The following is a 20,108-nucleotide window of genomic DNA, read 5'->3' as shown; positions in this document are numbered from 1 at the left end:
TGTCTCCGGCTCGTTCGCCGTTTCCGGTCCGCTCGCCGTCTCCGGTCCGCTCACCCTGCGCGGCTCGGTCACCGTGCGTGGCCCGCTCACCGTGCGTGGCCCGCTCACCGTCGCCGGCCCGGTCGCTGTCTCCGGCTCGTTCGCCGTCTCCGGCTCGTTCGCCGTTTCCGGTCCGCTCACCTTGCGCGGCTCGGTCACCTTGCGCGGCTCGGTCACCGTGCGTGGCCCGCTCACCGTCGCCGGTCCGCTCACCGGCTCCGGTCCGGTCACCGGCTCCGGTCCGCTCTTCGTCTCCGGCTCGTTCGCTGTCTCCGGGAGGACGCGTCATTCTCGGGACGATAGCGCCGCTGCCCGGGTTCGCCACCACAACGCACCGCGGGGGCCGGTCCGTTCGGACGGACCGGCCCCCGCGCGAAGAGCTTCGCCTCCCCGTGGACCGGGAGGCCACCGCTTCAGGTGGGTGTGATCACTGCATCACGGCCATGGCGAGCGCCCGGCGGGCGCGCAGCGAGGCGCGCTCGGCCCGACGCTGCATCCGCCGAGCGGCCAGCAGGCGCGCCGCCTGGCGGCCGTTCTCGGCCTCGCGCAGGCGGTCGTGCATATGCGCACGTGCCAGGGCTTCTGGAATGAGTTGCATCTCGCGGGTCCTGTTCTGGCGCGAGTCGTACGCGCCGGTGGTGGTGACGTCTTCGGTCGCGGAGCCTGCGGGCTCGCTGGTGAACGGCTTCATCGGGGCCTGCTTCTTGGGGTCTTGCGTGAGGGGGCGATCGATCGTTCCTGCGATGTTCATGCTGTGACCGGGTTCTTGCGCGGGCGACCACGCGGCCGCTTGCGGGCGACGACGACACCCTGGACGAACAGCTCGCCACCCCAGACGCCCCAGGGCTCGCGACGCTCCTTGGCGCCGGCGAGGCAGGCCTCGACCAGCGGGCAGGTGCGGCACAGGGACTTGGCGTACTCGACGTCGGCGGGCGTCTCGGCGAAGAAGACCTCCGGGTCGTAGGAGCGGCAGGGGACGGGCACGCCGAGGTTCTCGATGGCGTCGTCGAGCGCGGTCAGCGCCGTGAGCGGGATCAAGGTGGGGTCCTTCGTGAGACCGGGCGGGGGGAGCGTTTCGGAAGGCGGTACGGACGGGGCGTGCGCTTCGAGTTGCACGGTGTGTTTTTCCTCGTCTGGTCGGTCCGGTCCGGTGGGACCGGTTGTCGGCGGGTACCGGGTTCTTTTCTTGTCCCGAGGCCCCTTCGCTCCGTCGTCCCCGTGATCGGGACAAACAAAAGGGCCGCGGATCCCGGGTGGGGTTCCGCGGCCCTGAAGGCGCCGGCCTGATCGACGATCAGGCTGGATCACTCCAGGGTTCCGGCCCACGGAAGGCCCACATCAGGTGGTGCTGCGTCGTCTGCTTCCGGAATCCGGCACCGGACGCTGCGAAGGCATAGGCATGCGCCTGTCCCTTTACGGCTTCCAGTGCCTCGGTCGGTCGCTCATTGCGCTCACGGACGGGAAGATCCGCGGAGGCGACGCGGGAGGACACGAGCCGGCCGGCACTGATGCCGGACAGACCGGTGCCCAGGGTCGAGGCGCCGAGCATGCACGAGGAGACGACGGAGAGACCGGTCAGTTTGGCGGCAGAGCTGCGGTTGATGATGATCACTGGAATCGCCTCCTCTCGGCGTCTCGGGGGACCGGGGGTGAGCCCGATCCGACGGATATGCAGGTAAGTACAGCACGGAATCAGGGCCTTGGAGAAGGCCGCCGTTCCCGTGTCTAAGAACCTATGGGGATTGCCGGGGCATGCGCAAACTATTTTTCCGACGAGTTCGGATCAATCTCGCACGCCCCGCCCCTCAGTCCTCCACCTCGCCGCCCGGCACGTCCTGGCCTGCGCAGATGGCCAGAACGTCGGCACCGTAACGGTTGAACTTGCGCACCCCGACCCCGGGGATCCGGGCCAGCTCGCCCTCCTCGTCGGGCACGGCCTCGGCGATCGCCATCAGCGTCTTGTCCGTGAACACGCAGTACGCCGGCTGTCCGCTCCGCCGCGCCTGGACCGCCCGCCAGTCCCGCAGCCGCTCGTAGAGCCCCTCGTCCATGTCGGAGGGGCAGTCCTCGCAGCGCATCAGCTTCATCTCGCCGGCGTCGGTCAGCGTCCGCCCGCAGACCCGGCACCGGGCAGGGCCGCGCCGGGTCCGGCGCGGCACGGCGGGCGCGAGCGGAGCCCCGCCCGTGACACCGCGCTCGATACCCCCGGCGCCGCCGCCCCGGCCCGCGACGGCGGTACCCGAACCGGGGCGCAGCCCGTCGAGGAAGCGGCTGGGGCGACGACTCGCGCGGCCGCCCGGCGAACGGGAGAGCGCCCAGGAGACGTGCAGGCGTTCACGGGCCCGGGTGACCCCGACGTACAGCAGGCGGCGCTCCTCCTCGATCTGCTCGTCCGTCTTGGCGTAGGTGATCGGCATCATGCCCTCGGCGACGCCGACGAGGAAGACGACGTCCCACTCCAGGCCCTTGGCCGAGTGCAGGGAGGCCAGGGTGACGCCCTGCACGGTCGGGGCGTGCTGGGCGTTCGCCCGCTCGTCCAGTTCGGCGACCAGATCGGCCAGCGTGGCGCCGGGCCCGGCGGCGGCGAAGTCCTGGGCGAGGTGGACCAGCGCGGCCAGCGACTCCCAGCGCTCCCTGACGGCTCCGGAGCCGGCCGGCGGCTGCGTGGTCCAGCCCTCGCCCGAGAGGACGGCCCGCACCTGGGAGGGCAGGTCGACGGCGTCCTCCAGCAGCGTGTCGTTGCCGCCGAAGCGGGCCGCGCCGCGCAGGGCGACCCGCGCCTTGCGCACCTCGGGCCGGTCGAAGAACCGCTCCGCGCCGCGCAGCTGGTACGGGACGCCGCGGTCGGCCAGCGCCTGTTCGTAGGTCTCCGACTGCGCGTTCGTGCGGAACAGGACGGCGATCTCCGCGGCCGGGACGCCCGCGTCGAGGAGTTCGCGGATACGGCGGGCCGCGCCGTCCGCCTCGGCCGGCTCGTCGGGGTATTCGGTGTAGGCGGGCTCCGGGCCGGGCGCGCGCTGGGAGACCAGCTCCAGACGGTGGTCCGCGGCACGGCCGCGGGCCTGGGCCAGCAGGCCGTTGGCGAGATGGACGACCTGGGGCGTGGAGCGGTAGTCGCGCACCAGTTTCACGACGGTGGCACCCGGGTGGCGGGTGCGGAAGTCGAGCAGGTGGTCGGGGGTGGCGCCGGTGAAGGAGTAGATCGTCTGGCTGGCGTCGCCGACCACGCACAGGTCGTCCCGCTCGCCGAGCCACAGTTCGAGCAGCCGCTGCTGAAGGGGGCTGACGTCCTGGTACTCGTCGACCACGAAGTGCTGGTACTGGGCGCGCACCTGCTCGGCGATGTCGTGGCGGTCCTGGAGGACGGCCACGGTCAGCAGCAGGACGTCCTCGAAGTCGATGACGCCGCGGGCCCGCTTGAGGTTTTCGTAGGCGGCGTAGAGCTGGGCGATCTCGGCGGGGTCGCGGGGGACCTCGCGGCCCGCCTTGGCGGCGGCCCGGGCGTAGTCGCCGGGGACGGTCTGGGTGACCTTGGACCACTCGATCTCCGCGGTGGCGTCCCGCAGCTCGCCCCGGTCGAGTCGCAGGCGGCACGCGGCGGCCGCTTCGGCGACGAGCTGTATCTTGCGGTCGACGAGCCGGGGCAGTGACCCACCGATCGCTTTCGGCCAGAAGTACTGGAGCTGACGCAGGGCCGCGGAGTGGAAGGTGCGGGCCTGCACCCCCTGGGCGCCGAGCTGGCGCAGCCGGCCCCGCATCTCCCCCGCCGCGCGGTTGGTGAAGGTGACGGCGAGCACGCTGGAGGGCTGAAGGATGCCGGCGCGGACGCCGTAGGCGATGCGGTGGGTGATCGCCCGGGTCTTGCCGGTGCCGGCCCCCGCCAGCACGCACACCGGACCGCGCAGGGCGGTGGCCACCTCGCGCTGCTCGGGGTCGAGCCCTTCGAGCACCGCGTCGGCCGAGTCCGGTGCCTGCGGGAAGAGGGAGGAGTGCGTTGCTGCTGTCACACAGCCATGCTGCCAGGTCCGCGGAGACGGGCGGGACGGTTGTCCACAGGCAGGCCCCCGCAGTCGTACTAATGCGGCGGGCTCAGGCTCGTGCTCATGCGGCGAGCGTCACTCCGGCTCCCGGACCCGACCCGCGGCCGGCGGGAATGGCGGCACCCTCGCGTACGTTCTGCCAGTACGACCGCCTGTCCCCCCGACCCGCCGAAGGAGCACGAGAGACATGCTGGGCACCGTGACGATGTACAGCACCACGTGGTGCGGCTACTGCCAGCGGCTGAAGAAGCAGATGGACCGCGAGGGCATCGCGTACACCGAGATCAACATCGAGCAGGACCCGGCGTCCGCCGCGTTCGTCGAGAAGGCCAACGGCGGAAACCAGACGGTGCCGACTGTACTTTTCCCCGACGGCTCGACGCTGACGAACCCGTCGCTGGCGCAGGTGAAGCAGAAGATCGGCGTGTGATCGCTTCCGGCGTGTGACCGGGCGCGGCCGTGCGGGCCGGGTCGGGTTGTGTTGCCGTGCGAGGAAGGGCGGTCCCGGGTTCGGGGCCGCCCTTCGTGTGTGCCGGGTCAGACGGCGCGAGTGGGCAGCGGCTTGCCGTACCAGAGCTCGATCAGGCGGGCCGCGATGGAGATGCCGTAGGGCGGCAGGACCTCGCCGGACTCGAAGGCCGCGCCGAGTTCGTCGCGGGAGAACCAGCGGGCCTCGTGGATCTCGTCGCCGTCGACGTCGATGTCGGTGGACGTGGCGCGGGCCATGAAGCCCAGCATGAGGCTGGACGGGAAGGGCCAGGGCTGGCTGGCGACGTACTCGACCGGGCCGACGGTGATGCCGGCCTCCTCGAAGACCTCGCGGCGCACGGACTGCTCGATGGACTCGCCCGGCTCGACGAAGCCGGCGAGGGTCGAGAAGCGGCCCTCGGGCCAGTGCACCTGGCGGCCGAGGAGGATGCGGTCCTCGTCGTCGGTCACGGCCATGATCACGGCGGGGTCGGTGCGCGGGTAGTGCTCGGCGCCGCAGGCGGGGCAGCGGCGGATGTGGCCGGCGGCGGCGATGACGGTGCGCTCGCCGCAGCGGGAGCAGAAACGGTGGGTGCGCTGCCAGCTCTCCAGGCCGACTGCGTGCACCATCAGGCCCACGTCGCGCGGTGACAGCAGCAGTCCGGCCTCGCGCAGTCCGGCCGGGCGGGCGGACTGGTCGATCCGGCCGGGCAGCGCGTCCTTCTGCAGGGCGAAGTAGCTGACGCCGTCGTCGTCGGTGCCCAGGAAGTAGCGGTGCGCCTCGGTGAGGGGCGCCTCGAACGACGGGGTCATGACGAGTTCGGTGCGGCCGTCGGGCGTCTCGTCGATGAGGACCTGGCCGCCGGAGACGACGAAGCATCGTGTCGTCGGGTGGCTCCACGCCGCGGCCAGCCAGGCCTCGTCGAGCCGGTGGTGGGCTGCCCGGTCCACGCCGCTCGGCGCGGTGAGCGAGATGGGTCGATCGGCGTTCGGGTCGGTCCAGGTGGTCACGGGTACTTCCAACTCCCCCGGTGGAACGGTTGTTTCGGCGGGCGGTTCAGCGGGACGTACAGCAGGGGACGACCGGTTCGGGCGCGGTGTCGCGGTGCGGGGCGGTGGGTCCAGTGTGCGCTCCGCGCGCGGGCGTTCCGGGGTGGTCGGGGACGTCAGGGCGCATGACGCCAGTTCTCGGCGAGGTCGCTCCAGAGGTGGGCGGCGGTCTCGACGCCCTTGAGGAGGAGGTCCAGCTCGACCTTCTCGTTCGGCGCGTGCCAGCCGTCCGAGGGGACGGAGATGCCCAGGAAGAGCACGGGGGCGCCGAGGACCTCCTGGAGGTCGGCGGCCGGGCCGGAGCCGCCCTCGCGGGTGAAGAGGACGGGCTTGTCGAAGGCGCGGCCCATGGCGCGGACCACGGACCGCAGCGCCGGGTGGTCCAGGGGGGTCAGGCACGGGCGGGTGGCGGGGCTGAACGTGATCTCGTGCCGGATCCCGGCGGGCAGTTGTCCGGCGGCCCACGCGCGGACGGCCTTCTCGATGTGCTCGGGGTCCTGGCCGGCGACGAGCCGGAAGGACAGTTTCACGAACGCCGAGGACGGGACGATCGTCTTGCTGCCGGGGCCCTGGTAGCCGCCGCCGATGCCGTTGACCTCGGCGGTGGGGCGGGCCCAGATCCGTTCCAGGGTGGTGTGGCCGGCTTCGCCGTGGGTGGCGTGCGACCGGGCGGTGCGCAGCCACTCCTGCTCGTCGAAGGGCAGTTCGGCGAAGAGTTCGCGCTCGCGGTCGGTGAGCTGGACGACGCCGTCGTAGAAGCCGGGGACGGCCACGCGCGCGTGCTCGTCGTGCAGGGCCGCGACCAGGCGGGCGGCCGCGGCGGCCGGGTTGGGCACGGCGCCGCCGAAGGAGCCCGAGTGGATGTCCTGGTCGGGGCCGAGAAGCCGGATCTCGCACTCGGCGAGACCGCGCATGCCGGTGCACACGGTGGGGGTGTCCTCGGACCACATGCCGGTGTCGGAGACGATCACGGCGTCCGCGGCGAGCCGCTGCGCCTGCCGCTCGACCAGGTCGCGGAAGTTCGGGGAGCTGGACTCCTCCTCGCCCTCGATCAGCAGCTTGAGGGTGACGGCCGGGGCGGGGCGGCCGGTGGCGGCGAGGTGCGCGCGTACCCCCAGGGTGTGGAAGAGGACCTGGCCCTTGTCGTCGGCCGCCCCACGCGCGTAGAGGCGGTTCCCGCGCACGACGGGTTCGAAGGGGTCGGTGTCCCAGCCGTCCTCGCGGGCGGCGGGCTGCACGTCGTGGTGGCCGTAGACCAGGACGGTGGGGGCGTGCGGGTCGTCGGACGGCCACTCGGCGTAGACGGCGGGCGCGCCCGGCGTGGGCCAGACCTCGACGGTCGGGAAGCCGGTCTCCGCGAGTTTCGCGGCGAGCCAGTCCGCGCTGCGCCGTACGTCGGGTGCGTGGTCGGGCTGGGCCGACACCGACGGGATGCGCAGCCACTCGGCGAGGTCGTCGAGGAAGGCGTCGCGGTGCTGCTCGATGTACGTGCGGACGGCGCTGACGGCACTGTCAACGGGATGGCTCATGGTCACGAGCCTATCGGCCCGCGCCGGTGTCCTCGCCGGGCCCGTGAGGGCGCTGTGCTCGCCCGGCGGGTGCGTCGCGGTCGCGTCCGGCGGCCTCTTCCCCGGTCAACAGGCGCTCCAGCGCGGCCCGGTCGGGCAGCCCCGGCGGACGGACGACGTCGCCGGTGCGCACGTACAGGAAGCCCGCTGTGACGGATTCCACGGGCACGCCCTGCTGCTCGGCCCATGCCAGCCGGTAGATCGCGAGCTGGAGGGGGTCGGCGGTGCGCGCGCGATGCGTCTTCCAGTCGAGGATGTCGTAGGTCGCGGAGTCTCCGTCGCCCTCCTTGTAGACGGCGTCGATGCGGCCCCTCACGACGCGGCCCGCGAGGGAGAGCTGGAAGGGCGCTTCGACGCGGTAGGGCGTGCGGTGGGCGTACTCGGTGCGCTCGAACGCGTCCTTGAGCGCCTGGAGGTCGCGCTCGTCGGCGATCTCGGCGTCGTCCCCGGGCAGTTCGTCCGGTCCGAGCAGGGGGAGCGTCAGTTCCTCGAAGCGGGCTTCCACCCAGGCGTGGAACCGGGTGCCCCGGCGCGCGGCGGGTTGCGGGGGGCGCGGCATGGGGCGTGCGAGTTCCTGCGCGAGGCCGTCCGGGTCGGCGGCCAGCCGTAGTACCTGGGAGGCGGTCAGGGTCGTCGGCAGGGGGACGTCCGTGACGGCGCGGCGGGCGCGCAGCAGTTCGCCGGCGAGGGCGTCGAGGTCGCGGTCCCAGGAGGCGACGGCGCGGGCCTCCTCGGGTGTGAGTCGGTTCCCGCGCGCGGGTCCGGCGTCGCGGTCGGGGCCCGTGGCCTGGTGGGGCACGGGGAGGGTGGGGCGGGTTCCGGCGGGGCGGCGGTCCGCGCCGGGCTCGGCCGCCTCGGCGGGGGCGCCGGGCGCGTTCTCGCGGGCCGTGCCGTCGAGGGGGGCGTCTTCGAAGGTGGTGTCCGTGCGGGGGTCGGTCTCGGAGGAGGCGTCCTCGAAGGGTCCGTCCTCGAAGGGATCGGGTTCGAACGAGTCGAGTTCGAAGGGGTCGGGTTCGAAGGGGTCGGGTTCGGCGTGGGGTGGTTCGTCCTCGGGCGGCGGAGAGGGCCACTCGGGGTCGTCGTGGGCGTCCGGGTCGTGGGTGGGCGCCGGGTGGCCGTCCGCGCGCGCGGCGAGGTTCTCCAGATGGGCGAGGACGGTCTCGGCGGCGGCGCGCCGGCGTGCGAGCGCGGCGTCGTCCAGCGGGAGCGGCCACACCTGGTCGGCGGCGGCCCGGTGCAGGGCGGGGTTCTCCGCGTCCTCCTCCGGTTCGTCCGCCCAGACCTCGATCTCGCCGTGTCCGGCCGCGCAGTGGTCGTGCAGAGCCTGGAGGAAGGCGGAGGGGCCGCGGGGCTTCTTCTGGGTGGGGCCCCACCAGTGGCCGGAACCCAGGAGGAGGGAGCGGGGGCGGGTGAAGGTGACGTAGCCGAGGCGGAGCTCCTCGGTGTGCTGGTGTTCCTTCATGGCCTCGTGGAAGGCCTTCATGCCCCGCGCGTCCCAGGACTCGACGTCGGGGAGGGTGTCGGCGTCGCCGCGCAGCTCGTGCGGGAGCACCTTGGCCTGCGCGGTCCACTTCTCGCGGCCCTGTGCGCTGGGGAAGGTGCCGACGACCAGGCCGGGGACCACGACGACGTCCCACTCCAGGCCCTTGGAGCGGTGCGCGGTGAGGACCTTGACGGTGTTCTCGCCGCCGGGGAGCGCGTTGTCCAGGCCCTTCTCGTACTGGGCGGCGGTGCGCAGGAAGCCGAGGAAGGCCAGCAGGCTCGCCTCGCTCTCGTGGGCGGCGAAGGAGGCGGCGATGTCGAGGAAGTTGGACAGGGTCTCGCGGCGGCGGGCGGCCAGGGCGTGCGGGGACGCCGACAGTTCGACCTCCAGCCCGGTGACGGCCAGGACGCGGTGCAGGACGTCCATCAGGGGGTCGGCCAGGGAGCGGCGCAGGTCGCGCAGCTCGGCGGCGAGGCGTGCGAAGCGCACGCGCGCGTCCGGCGAGAACGGCAGGCCGTCGTCGTCCCCCGTGCCGCCGTCGGCGTACAGGGGGGTCTCCAGGAAGGTGTCGAGGGCGTCGGCGAGCGATATCACCTCGGACGGGTCGACGCCTTCGACGGCCTCGGCGAGGCGGCGGTCCGGGTCGTCGGCGCCGTCTGCGCGCGCGTGGCTGACGAGGAGCCGGGCCCGGCGGCCCAGGAGGGCGAGGTCGCGCGGGCCGATGCGCCAGCGCGGGCCGGTGAGCAGCCGGACCAGGGAGGCGTTGGCTCCGGGATCCTGGAGCACCTCGCAGACGGCGACGAGGTCGGCGACCTCGGGCAGGTGCAGCAGCCCGGACAGGCCCACCACCTCGACGGGGATGTCGCGGGCGACCAGCGCGCCCTGGATCTCCGCGAAGTCGGTGGCGGTGCGGCACAGGACGGCGATCTCGCCGGGGGCCTTGCCGGTGCGCACGAGGTGGGCCACGGAGTCGGCGATCCAGTCCATCTCGTCGGCGTGGGTGGGCAGCAGGGCGCAGCGGACTACTCCGTCGCGTTCGGCGCCGGGGGCGGGGCTGAGCGCCTCCACGCCCGCGTGCATGGCGCGCAGGGGCTCGGCGAGGCCGTTCGCGAGCTCCAGGAGGCGGCCGCCGCTGCGGCGGTTCTCACTGAGCGACTGTCGGCGCGCGGTGCTGCCGTCGGCGTGCGCGAAGTGCTCGGGGAAGTCGTCGAGGTTGGCCACGGAGGCGCCGCGCCAGCCGTAGATGGCCTGGCAGGGGTCGCCGACGGCGGTCACGGGGTGGCCGGTGCCGCCGCCGAACAGGCCGGCCAGGAGGATGCGCTGGGCGACTGACGTGTCCTGGTACTCGTCGAGGAGGACGACGCGGAACTCGTCGCGCAGCAGGGGGCCCACTTCGGGAACCTGGGCGAGTTGTGCGGCCAGGGCGATCTGGTCGCCGAAGTCGAGCAGGTCGCGGTCGCGTTTGGCGGCGCGGTAACGCAGGACCAGGTCGGCCAGTTCGCGGCGGGCGGCGGCGGTCTCGGGCGCCTTGCGCAGGTCGGCGTTGGTGAGTTTCGCGCCGTCCAGGGAAAGCAGCAGTCCGGCGTCCCACCGGCGCAGGTCCTCGGGGCGCACGAGGTGCTCGGCAAGTTCGGCGTCGAGCGTGAGGAGGTCGCTGATCAGGTCGGCGAAGGAGCGGGTGAGGGACGGGTAGGGGCCGGGCGCTTCGCGCAGCACGCGCGCGGCGAGCTGGTAACGGGTGGCGTCGGCGAGCAGGCGGGCCGTCGGCTCCAGCCCGATGCGCAGGCCGTGGTCGGTCAGCAGGCGGCCGGCGAAGGCGTGGTAGGTGGAGATCGCCGGTTCGCCCGGCGGGTTGTCGGGGTCGATCACGTCGGGGTCGGTGACGCCCGCCCTGACCAGTGCCCTGCGGACGCGCTCGGCGAGTTCTCCGGCGGCCTTGTTGGTGAAGGTGAGGCCGAGGACCTGCTCGGGGGCGACCTGGCCGGTGCCGACCAGCCACACCACGCGCGCCGCCATCACGGTCGTCTTGCCCGACCCGGCGCCGGCCACGATCACCTGCGGGGCGGGCGGCGCGGTGATGCAGGCCGTCTGCTCCGGGGTGAAGGGGATCCCGAGGAGCTCCTTGAGCTGCTCGGGGTCGCTGATACGGGCGGGCATGGGGAGAGGCTAGCGGCGGGCACTGACACTCGATGACAAATCACCCGTCGCCCAGGCTGAGGCGCAGCTCAGCGTGGGTGGTGCGGTCCGTCACACCCCGCCGGGCGGGACTTGCCCGACCGGTCCTGCCCGGCTCGCACGGCGGTCTCGCCTCGCGCCGCCGCCCGGGCTCGCGCCGCCGCCCGGGCTCGCGCCGCCGCCCGGGCTCGCACCACCGGTCCCGCCGGCCTCGCGCGGCTCGTGCGGCTCAGTCGACGACGTGGCGTCCCTCGGGCCGGGCGCTGCACGAGGCGCGGAACGCGCAGTGGGCGCACTGCTGGCCCGCGGTCGGGGTGAACCGCTCGTCGAGGACCTTGCCAGCCGCTGTCGCCAGCAGGTCCCCGACCCACTCGCCCTCCAGCGGTTCCTGCGCCTGCACCTTGGGCAGGGCGTCCCCGCCGTCCCGCTTGGCGGCGCCCTGGCGCAGCTGGACGAGTTCGGCGCCGCCCGGTGCGGGCCGTACGCCGTCGAAGGCCTCGTCGACGGCGCCTTCGCGCACCGCGAGCTGGTAGACGGCGAGCTGCGGGTGGCGCTCGACCTCGCGGGACGTGGGCGCCTGTTTGCCCGTCTTGAAGTCGACGACGTAGGCGCGGCCTTCGCCGTCGGCCTCCACCCGGTCCATCTGGCCGCGGATGCGGACCTCGTACTCGCCGGCTTCGAGCGTGACGTCGAAGTCGTGTTCGCTGGCGACCGGGGTGCGGCCGGTGCGGTCCATCACATGCCACTGCAGGAAGCGTTCGAGCGCCACGCGCGCGTGCGCCTTCTCCTGTGCCGACTTCCAGGGGGCGTCGAAGGCGAGGGCGTTCCACACGGAGTCGAGGCGTTCCATGAGGACGTCGAGGTCGGCCGGGGTGTGCCCGGAGGCGACCTCGTCGGCGAGGACGTGCACCACGTTGCCGAAGCCCTGGGCGACGGTGGCGGGGGCGTCCGCCTTCACCTCGCGGCCCAGGAACCATTGCAGCGCGCAGGTGTTGGCGAGCTGGTCGAGGGCGCTGCCGGAGAGCACGACGGGCTGGTCGCGGTCGCGCAGCGGCACCTTGCTCTCGGTCGGCTCGAACATGCCCCACCAGCGGTAGGGGTGGGCGGCCGGCACCAGGGGCCTGCCGTCCTCGTCGGCGAGGGCCGCCAGCCGGGCCAGGCGGCGGGCGGCGGCCTCCCTGAGCGTGGCGGACGCGCGCGGGTCGACCGTCGTGGCGCGCAGTTCGGCGACCAGGGCGGCGACCGCGAGGGGGCGGCGGGGGCGGCTGGTGACGTCCTGGGGCTCGACGCCGAGTTCGGTCAGGAAGCGCGAGGGCTGGTCGCCGTCGTCGGCGGGCGCCTTCACCGCGGTGACGACGAGGCGCTCCCGCGCGCGGGTGGCGGCCACGTAGAAGAGGCGGCGCTCCTCGGCGAGCAGCGCGCCCGGTGTGAGGGGCTCGGCGAGTCCGTCGCGGCCGATGCGGTCGGCCTCCAGGAGGGAGCCGCGGCGGCGCAGGTCCGGCCACAGGCCCTCCTGGACGCCGGCGACGACGACCAGGCGCCATTCCAGGCCCTTGGCGCGGTGGGCGGTCATGAGGCGTACCGCGTCGGGGCGCACGGCCCGCCGGGCGAGGGTGTCGGCGGCGATGTCCTCGGCCTCGATCTCGGCCAGGAAGTTCAGCGCGCCGCGGCCGCCGGTGCGCTCCTCCGCGCGCGCGGCGGTGGCGAACAGCGCGCACACGGCGTCCAGGTCCCGGTCGGCGTTGCGGCCGGCCGCGCCGCCGCGCCGGGCGGCGCGCTCCAGGCGTGCGGGCCAGGGCGTGCCGTCCCACAGGTCCCACAGCGCTTCCTCGGCCGTGCCGCCCCGTGCGAGACGCTCGCGGGCCGTCGCCAGCAGCGCGCCCAGGCGCTGGGCGCCGCGCGCGTAGGCCGGGTCGTGGGCGACCAGGCGTTCCGGCTCGGCCAGGGCGCGGGCGAGCAGGACGTCGGAGGGCGGCGGCAGCGGGTCTCCGGCGGCGCGTTCCTCCTCGCGCAGCGCACGGCCGAGGCGGCGCAGATCGGCGGCGTCCATCCCCGCGAGGGGGGAGGCGAGCAGGGTGAGGGCGGTCTCGGTGTCCAGCCAGCAGGCGTCGTCGTCTGCGGCGGCGGCCCGGACACGCTCCGGCACCCCCGCCGGCCCCGACGCCTCCGACGCTCCCGCCGCCTCCGCGCCCTGTTCGTCGTCCGCGCCGCCGCTCGTCTCGTCGTCCGCGCCGTCGGCGGTCTCACTGCCCGCGCCGTCGGCGGGGTCTCCTGGACCGACCGCGTGCGGCCGGGGGCCGTCGGGAGCGCCCGCGTCTCCCGCGTTCTGCGGTGTCGCGACAGCGCCGTTCCCGCTCTCGGCGGCTGCCCTTGCGGTGGGCTGGGCCGGGGCGGTCGCCGTCGGCCGGGCGGTCTCTGCCGTGGCGATGGCCCGCAGGGCCGTCAGCAGGGGGGCGACCGCCGGTTCGTGGCGCAGGGGGAGGTCGTCGCCGTCGATGTCGAGGGGGACGCCCGCGGCCGTCAGGGCGCGGCGGACCGTCGGGATCGTGCGGGAGCCGGCGCGCACCAGGACGGCCATGTCGCTCCAGGGGACGCCGTCCTCCAGGTGCGCGCGGCGCAGGATGTCGGCGACGTTGTCGAGCTCGGCGCCCGCGGTCGGGTACGTGTGGACCTCGACGCATCCGCCGTCGCGTACGGCCGCGAGTTCGCGGTGGGCGCGGACCTTCGCGGCGGGCAGCCGGGTCAGCGGCATCCGCTGGGTGAGCAGCCGGGTGGCGGCCAGCAGGGCTGCTGCGGAGCGGCGGGAGGTGCGCAGGACCTCGACGGGGGCGGGGCGGCCGTCGAGGCGCGGGAAGGCCTGCGGGAAGTCGAGGATGCCGTTCACGTCGGCGCCGCGGAAGGTGTAGATCGACTGGTCGGGGTCGCCGAACGCGACCAGGGTGCGGCCGCCGCCGGCGAGGGCGTGCAGCAGCCGCACCTGGGCGGGGTCGGTGTCCTGGTACTCGTCGACGAAGACCGCGTCGTACTGGGCGGCGAGCCGGTGGGCGACCTCGGTGCGGTGGGCGAGGAGGACCGCGCGGTGGACGAGTTCCGCGTAGTCGATCACGCCGTGCAGGTCGAGCACGTCGAGGTACTCGGCGAGGAAGGCGGCCGCGGCGCGCCAGTCGGGTCGGCCGATGCGGTGGGCGAAGGCGTCCAGGGCGGCCGGGCCGAGGCCCAGCTCGCGGCTGCGGGCCAGCACCGCGCGGACCTCGTCGGCGAAGCCGCGGGTGGTGAGACAGGCGCGCAGTTCGTCCGGCCACCGTACGTGCGCGAGGCCGAGCCGTTGCAGGTCGAGCTGGCCGGCGAGCAGTTCGCGGACCGCGACGTCCTGCTCGGGTCCGGACAGCAGGCGCAGGGGTTCGACGAACAGTTCGGCGTCCTGGTGGGCGCGCACCAGGGCGTAGCAGTACGAGTGGAAGGTGGTCGCCTGGGGTGCGTGGGCGGCGCCCATGCGCAGCGCCATCCGGTCGCGCAGTTCGACGGCCGCCTTGCGGCTGAAGGTGAGCACCAGGATGCGCGCGGGGTCGCCGCCGGCGGCGATCCTGGCCGCCACGGACTCGACGAGCGTCGTCGTCTTCCCCGTGCCCGGACCGGCCAGGACGAGCAGCGGGCCGGCGCCGTGGTCAACCACCGCGCGCTGGGCGGCGTCCAGACGAGGGGGGGCCGGCCGGGCCGCCGGGGTGCGCACCAGCCGGTAAGCGCCACTGTTGCCCTGCCGACCCTGGGGGTGCGGCAGGCGCCTGGTGGAGGAAGAGGAGCTCACGTGGTTCGCCGGTCCTGGTGGGTGTGCTGGTTGTCGGAGCGACGCTCGGCAAGAGCGGTGGTCGCGGGGTGAGGGAGACGTGTGCGGCCGACGCTACGCCGACCGTCGGCCCGGGAAGACGGCTTCCGCCTCTTCCCCGGGGCCCCTGGCCGCGCACGCGAACCGGGTCGCCCGCGCGGCCCTCGCGGCCCTCCCGGCCCGCGGGCCACGCGTCTCTCTCGTCCCTCGAACGTACGCCATGTCACGGACGTGCCCGGTTCGCGGTGTTTCCCCCGTACGAGCCGCAAGATCCCCCCGGCGCTCCGCGATGGCGGAAGCTGTCAGGTGTGACCTTCCGCGTCCTGGCCGCCGTCCCATCTCGCCCGTCTCATGTCGAGGCGCGGCACATGGCCCTCGGCCGCCCTGCTCGCCTCCTTCAGCGGGGTGCCCTCGGCGCGGTAGTGGTTCAGGGCCCGCAGTTCGTGGCCCGGGAGCAGCACCCCGTCCGCGCGCACGACGCGCCACCACGGGGCGGCGCCGCCGTACAGCGCCATCACCCTGCCGACCTGTCTCGGCCCGCCCTCCTGGAGCCACTCCGCGACGTCGCCGTACGTCATGACCCGCCCGGGCGGGATCAGCTCCGCGACCTCGAGGACCCGCTCGGCGTACTCCGGCAGGGCGTCGGTGTACTCCGGGCGGGCGTCATCCGGAAGGCTCTGCTCGCTCATCCGCCCCATCCTGCCCCACGGCACCGACAATGCGACGGGCCCGCGACTTTGTGTGACCCTCGCCCCCCGGCAGCCCGTCGGGCAGACTGTGCGCCCCCGCATTTGCACCCTGATGCCCCCGTGTGTCGGTGCGGCATGCCACCATCGTGCGGGCGGTGACCGGTGATACGAGACCAAGAAGAGACGATGAAGCAGCAGGGCGTGCGACCTGAGGGCGCGGAGGGCACCTCTGACGCTGCGTCGCGCCCGGACGCCGCCGACGGGGTTTCCCGGGACGTACCGAAGGGCGGGGCGCCGCTGGACGGGACACGCGAGGCCGAGGAGCCGGAGGAGGTGCACATCGACGAGGTGGAGGGCGACGAACCCCTGCTTCCCGCGCGCGTGCACCGCCCCTCCGACCTGATGCGCCTGCTGATCGGCGTGCTCGCCGTCGTCGTCCTGCTGGCCGTCGCCGCCTTCGCACACGGAACGACCTCGGGCCTCGAACAGGACATCAACAAGGGCACCGGTCAGGCGCCCGACCTCCTGATCAAGATCGCGGGGCTGGCCTCCAGCATCGCGATCCTGCTCGTGCCCGTGGCCTTCGCGATCGAGCGGCTGATCAAGCGCGACGGACTGCGCATCGCCGACGGCGTGCTCGCGGCCGTCCTCGCGCACGGCGTGACCCTCGCCACCGACCTGTGGGTCGCCAAGGGCGCTCCGGGGTCGATCCAGGAGGCGCTCACCCAGCCCTCCCCCGGCGACATCCACGCCCTCACCGATCCGGTGCACGGCTATCTGGCGCCCGTCATCGCCTACATGACGGCCGTCGGCATGTCGCGGCGGCCGCGCTGGCGCTCGGTGCTGTGGATCGTGCTGATGCTGGATGCCTTCTCGATGCTCGTCACCGGGTACACGACACCCTTCTCGATCATCCTCACGGTGCTGATCGGCTGGACCGTGGCCTACGGGACGCTGTACGCGGTCGGCTCTCCGAACGTGCGCCCCACGGGGCGGACGCTGATGGCGGGGCTGCGGCACGTCGGGTTCCGCCCGGTCAGCGCGGCCCGCGAGGAGGTCTCCGACGCCACCGACGGCGACCGCGGCCGACGCTACTTCGTCACCCTGGAGGACGGGCCGCCGCTGGACGTCACGGTCGTCGACCGGGAGCAGCAGGCCCAGGGCTTCTTCTACCGCGCGTGGCGCAACCTGACGCTGCGCGGCTTTGCCACCCGCAGCAGCCTGCAGTCGCTGCGCCAGGCGCTGGAGCAGGAGGCCCTGCTCGCCTACGCGGCCATCGCGGCGGGCGCCAACGCGCCGAAGCTGATCGCGACCTCGGAACTGGGACCCGACGCGGTGATGCTCGTCTACGAGCACACCGGTGGCCGCACCCTCGACTCGCTGTCGGACGAGGAGATCACCGACGAGCTGCTGCGCAACGCCTGGCACCAGGTGCGCGCGCTGCAGTCGCGGCGGATCGCGCACCGCCGGCTCGCGGGCGACGCCATCCTGGTGGATCGTTCCGGCACGGTGATCCTCACCGATCTGCGCGGCGGCGAGATCGCGGCCGGCGACCTGCTGCTGCGCATGGACGTCGCCCAGCTCGTGACGACGCTCGGACTGCGCGTCGGCGCCCAACGCGCGGTGGCCTCCGCGGTGGGCGTGCTCGGGCCGGACGCGGTCGCGGACTGCCTGCCGATGCTCCAGCCCATCGCGCTGACGCGCTCCACGCGCGCGACGCTGCGCCGGCTGGCGCGTGAGCGGGCGCAGCGCGAGCGGGAGGCGGTCCTGGAGGCCTCCCAGCAGGCGAAGCAGGCCCGCCTGGAGGCGTCGGAGCACGGCGCCGCCGGGACCGTCGTCCTGGAGAAGCCCGGCAAGAAGGCCGAGCGCGCGGAGGCGCGGGCCGAGAAGCGCGCCATCGACGAGGCGGTGGAGGAGGCGCGCGAGGAGGACCTGCTGACGCAGATCCGGCACGAGGTGCTGCTCATCCGCCCCCAGGCGCCGGTCGAGCCGGCCCGGCTGGAGCGGGTGCGGCCGCGCACCCTGATGAGCGTCATCGCGGGCGCCATCGGCGCGTACTTCCTGCTGACCCAGCTCACGCACATCGAGTTCGGCCCGCTCATCGAGAACGCCGACTGGGGCTGGGTCGCCGCCGCCGTGCTGTTCTCCGCGCTGAGCTACGTGGCCGCGGCGATGAGCCTGCTGGGCTTCGTCCCGGAGCGGGTGCCCTTCCCGCGGACCGTCGCCGCCCAGGTCGCCGGCTCGTTCGTGAAGATCGTCGCCCCGGCCGCGGTCGGCGGGGTCGCGCTGAACACGCGCTTCCTACAGCGCTCGGGCGTGCGGCCGGGGCTCGCCGTCGCCAGCGTCGGCGCGTCGCAGCTGTTCGGGCTCGGCTGCCACATCCTGATGCTGCTGTCGTTCGGCTACCTGACCGGCACCGAGAAGACGCCGTCCCTGTCGCCGTCCCGCACGGTCATCGCGGGTCTGCTCACGGTGGCGGTGCTCGTGCTCGTGGTGACGTCGGTGCCGTTCCTGCGCAAGTTCGTCTCCACGCGCGTGCGCTCGCTGTTCGCCGGGGTCGTGCCGCGCATGCTGGACGTGCTACAGCGGCCGCAGAAGCTGGTCACCGGCATCGGCGGCATGCTTTTGCTCACCGCGTGCTTCGTGATGTGCCTGGACGCGTCGATCCGCGCGTTCGGCGACGGGACGACCTCCCTGAGCATCGCCAGCGTCGCCGTCGTCTTCCTCGCCGGCAACGCCCTCGGTTCCGCCGCCCCGACACCGGGCGGAGTCGGCGCCGTCGAGGCGACCCTGACGGTCGGTCTCATCGCGGTCGGGCTCCCCAAGGAGGTCGCGGCCCCTGCCGTGCTGCTCTTCCGTCTGCTGACGCTGTGGCTGCCGGTCCTCCCGGGCTGGCTCGCCTTCAACCAGCTGAGCCGCAAGGGCGCCCTGTAGGGACGTCCGCCCTTCCGGACCGCACGGCGGGTACCTCGTACGGCCCGCGCCCCGCGCGCGTGCCGTGACGCCGCCGCAGGATGGGTGCCATGCCGATCCCCCTCCGTCCGCGCCCCTTGCGTGCGCGCGTGGCCGCACTGACCGTCGTCTGCGTGCTGTCCTGCTCCCTGGCGGCCGGCTGCGACGAGGAGGCGCACAACGGGGATCCGACGGCCCAGAAGCTCACCTGGAAGGACTGCCCCGCCCCCTCCCAGGCGGAAGGAGGGGGCAGCGCGCCCTCTCCGCTGCCGCACGGCGGCACCTGGCAGTGCGCCACCATGAAGGCGCCCCTCGACTGGGCGGACCCCGCAGGCGACACCATCGGCATCGCCCTGATCAGGGCCCGGGCCGACGGCGACCGCGACCGGCGCATCGGCTCGCTGATCTTCAACTTCGGCGGCCCGGGCGGCTCGGGCGTCTCCACGCTGCCCGCCTTCGGCGACCAGTACGCGGCCCTGCGCACCCGCTACGACCTGGTGAGCTTCGACCCGCGCGGGGTCGGCCGCAGCGCCGGCGTGCGCTGCGAGAACGACCAGCAGCTCGACGCCTACTTCCAGCAGGACGCCACACCCGACGACGCCGCCGAGCGCACCGCCCTGCTGGACCACACCCGGACGTTCAACGCGGCCTGCGAGAAGCACTCCGGCCGGACGCTCCCCCATGTGCGGACCACCGACGCGGCCCGCGACATGGACCTGATGCGCCAGGTGCTCGGCGACGACCGGCTGTACTACTTCGGCATCTCCTACGGCACCGAACTCGGTGGCGTGTACGCCCATCTGTTCCCGAAGCACGTGGGGCGGGCGGTCTTCGACGGGGTCGTCGACCCTACGCAGACGTCCGAGCAGGGCGCGCTCGGGCAGGCCCGGGGCTTCCAGCTCGCGCTGCGCAACTTCGCCGAGGACTGCACGTCCAAGACGGAGGACTGTCCCGTCGGGGACAGCGCCCAGGACGTCGAGGACCGCATCACGCGCCTTCTGCGGGCCCTCGACCGCAAACCGATCCCAGGTGTCCTTCCGCGGATGCTGACCGAGAGCGCCGCGACCAACGGCATCGCACAGGCGCTGTACGCGAAGGAGTTCTGGGAGTACCTCACCGAGGGCCTGGAGCAGGCCTACGCGGGGAACGGCCAGACCCTACTGCTGCTGTCCGACCTCATGAACGGGCGCAGCGAGAACGGCGAGTACAGCAACATCACCGCCGCCAACGTGTCCGTCAACTGCGCCGACGACAAGACGCGTTACTCGGTCGCCGACGTCCAGGAGAAGCTGCCGAGGTTCCGGGCCGCCTCGCCCGTCTTCGGGGACTTCCTGGCCTGGTCCATGGTGACCTGCACCGACTGGGCCGTGCCGGGCGCCGCCGACCATCCGGACGTGAGCGCACGGGGGTCGGCGCCGATCCTGGTCGTGGGCAACACCGGGGACCCGGCGACCCCGTACGAGGGCGCGCGCAGGATGGTGGACGCGCTGGGCCCGGGGGTCGGGGTGGAGCTGACGTACAAGGGGCAGGGGCACGGCGCGTACGACAGCAAGAACAAGTGCGTGCAGGGGGCGGTGAACGCGTACCTGCTGAACGGCAAGGCGCCCGCCGCCGGAACCGTCTGTTCCTGAGACCTGAGACCTGGCGCCTGGCATCTGGCACCTAACTCGTGAACCCTGACACCTGAACCCGGCGCCTGACGCGGCGACCGCCTCCTCCCCGATCCTCCCGCCCTGGCTATCCGCTGCCGTGGGCCGGCCCCCGGCCGCCCGCCGTGGTCTCCCTCGAACCTCCGCACCGCCGAGCCCTCGAACCTCCGAG

The 20,108-nt window shown here is 73.7% G+C and carries 12 protein-coding genes; 3 read left to right on the top strand and 9 right to left on the bottom strand.

All coding sequences use genetic code 11. The features are described 5' to 3' along the window. Nucleotides 1-466: 466 nt before the first annotated feature. From OG802_RS23560 to OG802_RS23545, 4 genes are all read right to left on the bottom strand, one after another. Nucleotides 467-790, bottom strand: coding sequence for a hypothetical protein (locus OG802_RS23560; RefSeq protein ID WP_329413402.1), 324 nt, complete (start codon nucleotides 788-790; stop codon nucleotides 467-469). Next, nucleotides 787-1,155, bottom strand: coding sequence for a WhiB family transcriptional regulator (locus OG802_RS23555; protein ID WP_329413400.1), 369 nt, complete (start codon nucleotides 1,153-1,155; stop codon nucleotides 787-789). Before OG802_RS23555 ends, OG802_RS23560 begins: the two co-directional genes overlap by 4 nt. A gap of 178 nt (nucleotides 1,156-1,333) precedes the next feature. Next, a complete protein-coding gene (locus OG802_RS23550; RefSeq protein ID WP_329413398.1) occupies nucleotides 1,334-1,651 on the bottom strand; it encodes a hypothetical protein in 318 nt (105 codons plus the stop codon). 193 nt (nucleotides 1,652-1,844) lie between these two features. Beyond that, complete coding sequence (locus tag OG802_RS23545; RefSeq protein WP_329413396.1) at nucleotides 1,845-4,046, bottom strand: ATP-dependent DNA helicase UvrD2; 2,202 nt, start codon at nucleotides 4,044-4,046, stop codon at nucleotides 1,845-1,847. A 220-nt stretch (nucleotides 4,047-4,266) separates the two neighbouring features. Here OG802_RS23545 and OG802_RS23540 point away from each other — a divergent pair, with 220 nt between their 5' ends. After that, entirely contained in the window at nucleotides 4,267-4,509 is a 243-nt protein-coding gene (locus OG802_RS23540) for a mycoredoxin (protein WP_329413395.1), read from the top strand. 107 nt (nucleotides 4,510-4,616) lie between these two features. Here OG802_RS23540 and nudC read toward each other — a convergent pair whose 3' ends face one another. The 5 genes from nudC to OG802_RS23515 all read right to left on the bottom strand — a co-directional run bounded on the left by nudC (nucleotide 4,617) and on the right by OG802_RS23515 (nucleotide 15,335). After that, a complete protein-coding gene (gene nudC / locus OG802_RS23535; RefSeq protein ID WP_329413394.1) occupies nucleotides 4,617-5,558 on the bottom strand; it encodes an NAD(+) diphosphatase in 942 nt (313 codons plus the stop codon). Nucleotides 5,559-5,713: 155 nt separating this feature from the next. Next, nucleotides 5,714-7,126 (bottom strand): dipeptidase, encoded by a 1,413-nt coding sequence (locus OG802_RS23530; protein ID WP_329413393.1) that lies wholly within the window; start codon nucleotides 7,124-7,126, stop codon nucleotides 5,714-5,716. Nucleotides 7,127-7,136: 10 nt separating this feature from the next. Beyond that, the gene (locus OG802_RS23525; RefSeq protein ID WP_329413391.1) at nucleotides 7,137-10,805 is read right to left on the bottom strand and encodes an ATP-dependent DNA helicase; all 3,669 of its coding nucleotides are present in this window, start codon (nucleotides 10,803-10,805) and stop codon (nucleotides 7,137-7,139) included. A gap of 247 nt (nucleotides 10,806-11,052) precedes the next feature. Further along, nucleotides 11,053-14,628 (bottom strand): ATP-dependent helicase, encoded by a 3,576-nt coding sequence (locus tag OG802_RS23520; protein ID WP_329413390.1) that lies wholly within the window; start codon nucleotides 14,626-14,628, stop codon nucleotides 11,053-11,055. 320 nt (nucleotides 14,629-14,948) lie between these two features. Further along, nucleotides 14,949-15,335: an MGMT family protein gene (locus OG802_RS23515; protein ID WP_329413388.1), complete on the bottom strand. Its 387-nt coding sequence runs from the start codon at nucleotides 15,333-15,335 to the stop codon at nucleotides 14,949-14,951. Between the two features lie 186 nt (nucleotides 15,336-15,521). Between OG802_RS23515 and OG802_RS23510 the strand changes: the two genes are divergently transcribed. Next, a complete protein-coding gene (locus tag OG802_RS23510) occupies nucleotides 15,522-18,269 on the top strand; it encodes a flippase-like domain-containing protein (protein ID WP_329413386.1) in 2,748 nt (915 codons plus the stop codon). Between the two features lie 89 nt (nucleotides 18,270-18,358). Next, the gene (locus tag OG802_RS23505) at nucleotides 18,359-19,918 is read left to right on the top strand and encodes an alpha/beta hydrolase (protein ID WP_329413384.1); all 1,560 of its coding nucleotides are present in this window, start codon (nucleotides 18,359-18,361) and stop codon (nucleotides 19,916-19,918) included. Nucleotides 19,919-20,108: the final 190 nt, after the last annotated feature.

This window comes from Streptomyces sp. NBC_00704, assembly GCF_036226605.1.
Taxonomy (GTDB): domain Bacteria; phylum Actinomycetota; class Actinomycetes; order Streptomycetales; family Streptomycetaceae; genus Streptomyces.
Note: the sequence above shows the minus strand (reverse complement) of the source record. Positions and strands in the feature narration are given on the sequence as shown.

Excerpts from the sequence above, each read along its gene's own strand:
- OG802_RS23510 (WP_329413386.1), top strand. The coding sequence starts at position 15,522 with ATGAAGCAGCAGGGCGTGCGACCTGAGGGCGCGGAGGGCACCTCTGAC.
- OG802_RS23560 (WP_329413402.1), bottom strand. The coding sequence starts at position 790 with ATGAACATCGCAGGAACGATCGATCGCCCCCTCACGCAAGACCCCAAG.
- OG802_RS23540 (WP_329413395.1), top strand. The coding sequence starts at position 4,267 with ATGCTGGGCACCGTGACGATGTACAGCACCACGTGGTGCGGCTACTGC.
- OG802_RS23505 (WP_329413384.1), top strand. The coding sequence starts at position 18,359 with ATGCCGATCCCCCTCCGTCCGCGCCCCTTGCGTGCGCGCGTGGCCGCA.
- OG802_RS23525 (WP_329413391.1), bottom strand. The coding sequence starts at position 10,805 with ATGCCCGCCCGTATCAGCGACCCCGAGCAGCTCAAGGAGCTCCTCGGG.
- OG802_RS23530 (WP_329413393.1), bottom strand. The coding sequence starts at position 7,126 with ATGAGCCATCCCGTTGACAGTGCCGTCAGCGCCGTCCGCACGTACATC.
- OG802_RS23515 (WP_329413388.1), bottom strand. The coding sequence starts at position 15,335 with ATGAGCGAGCAGAGCCTTCCGGATGACGCCCGCCCGGAGTACACCGAC.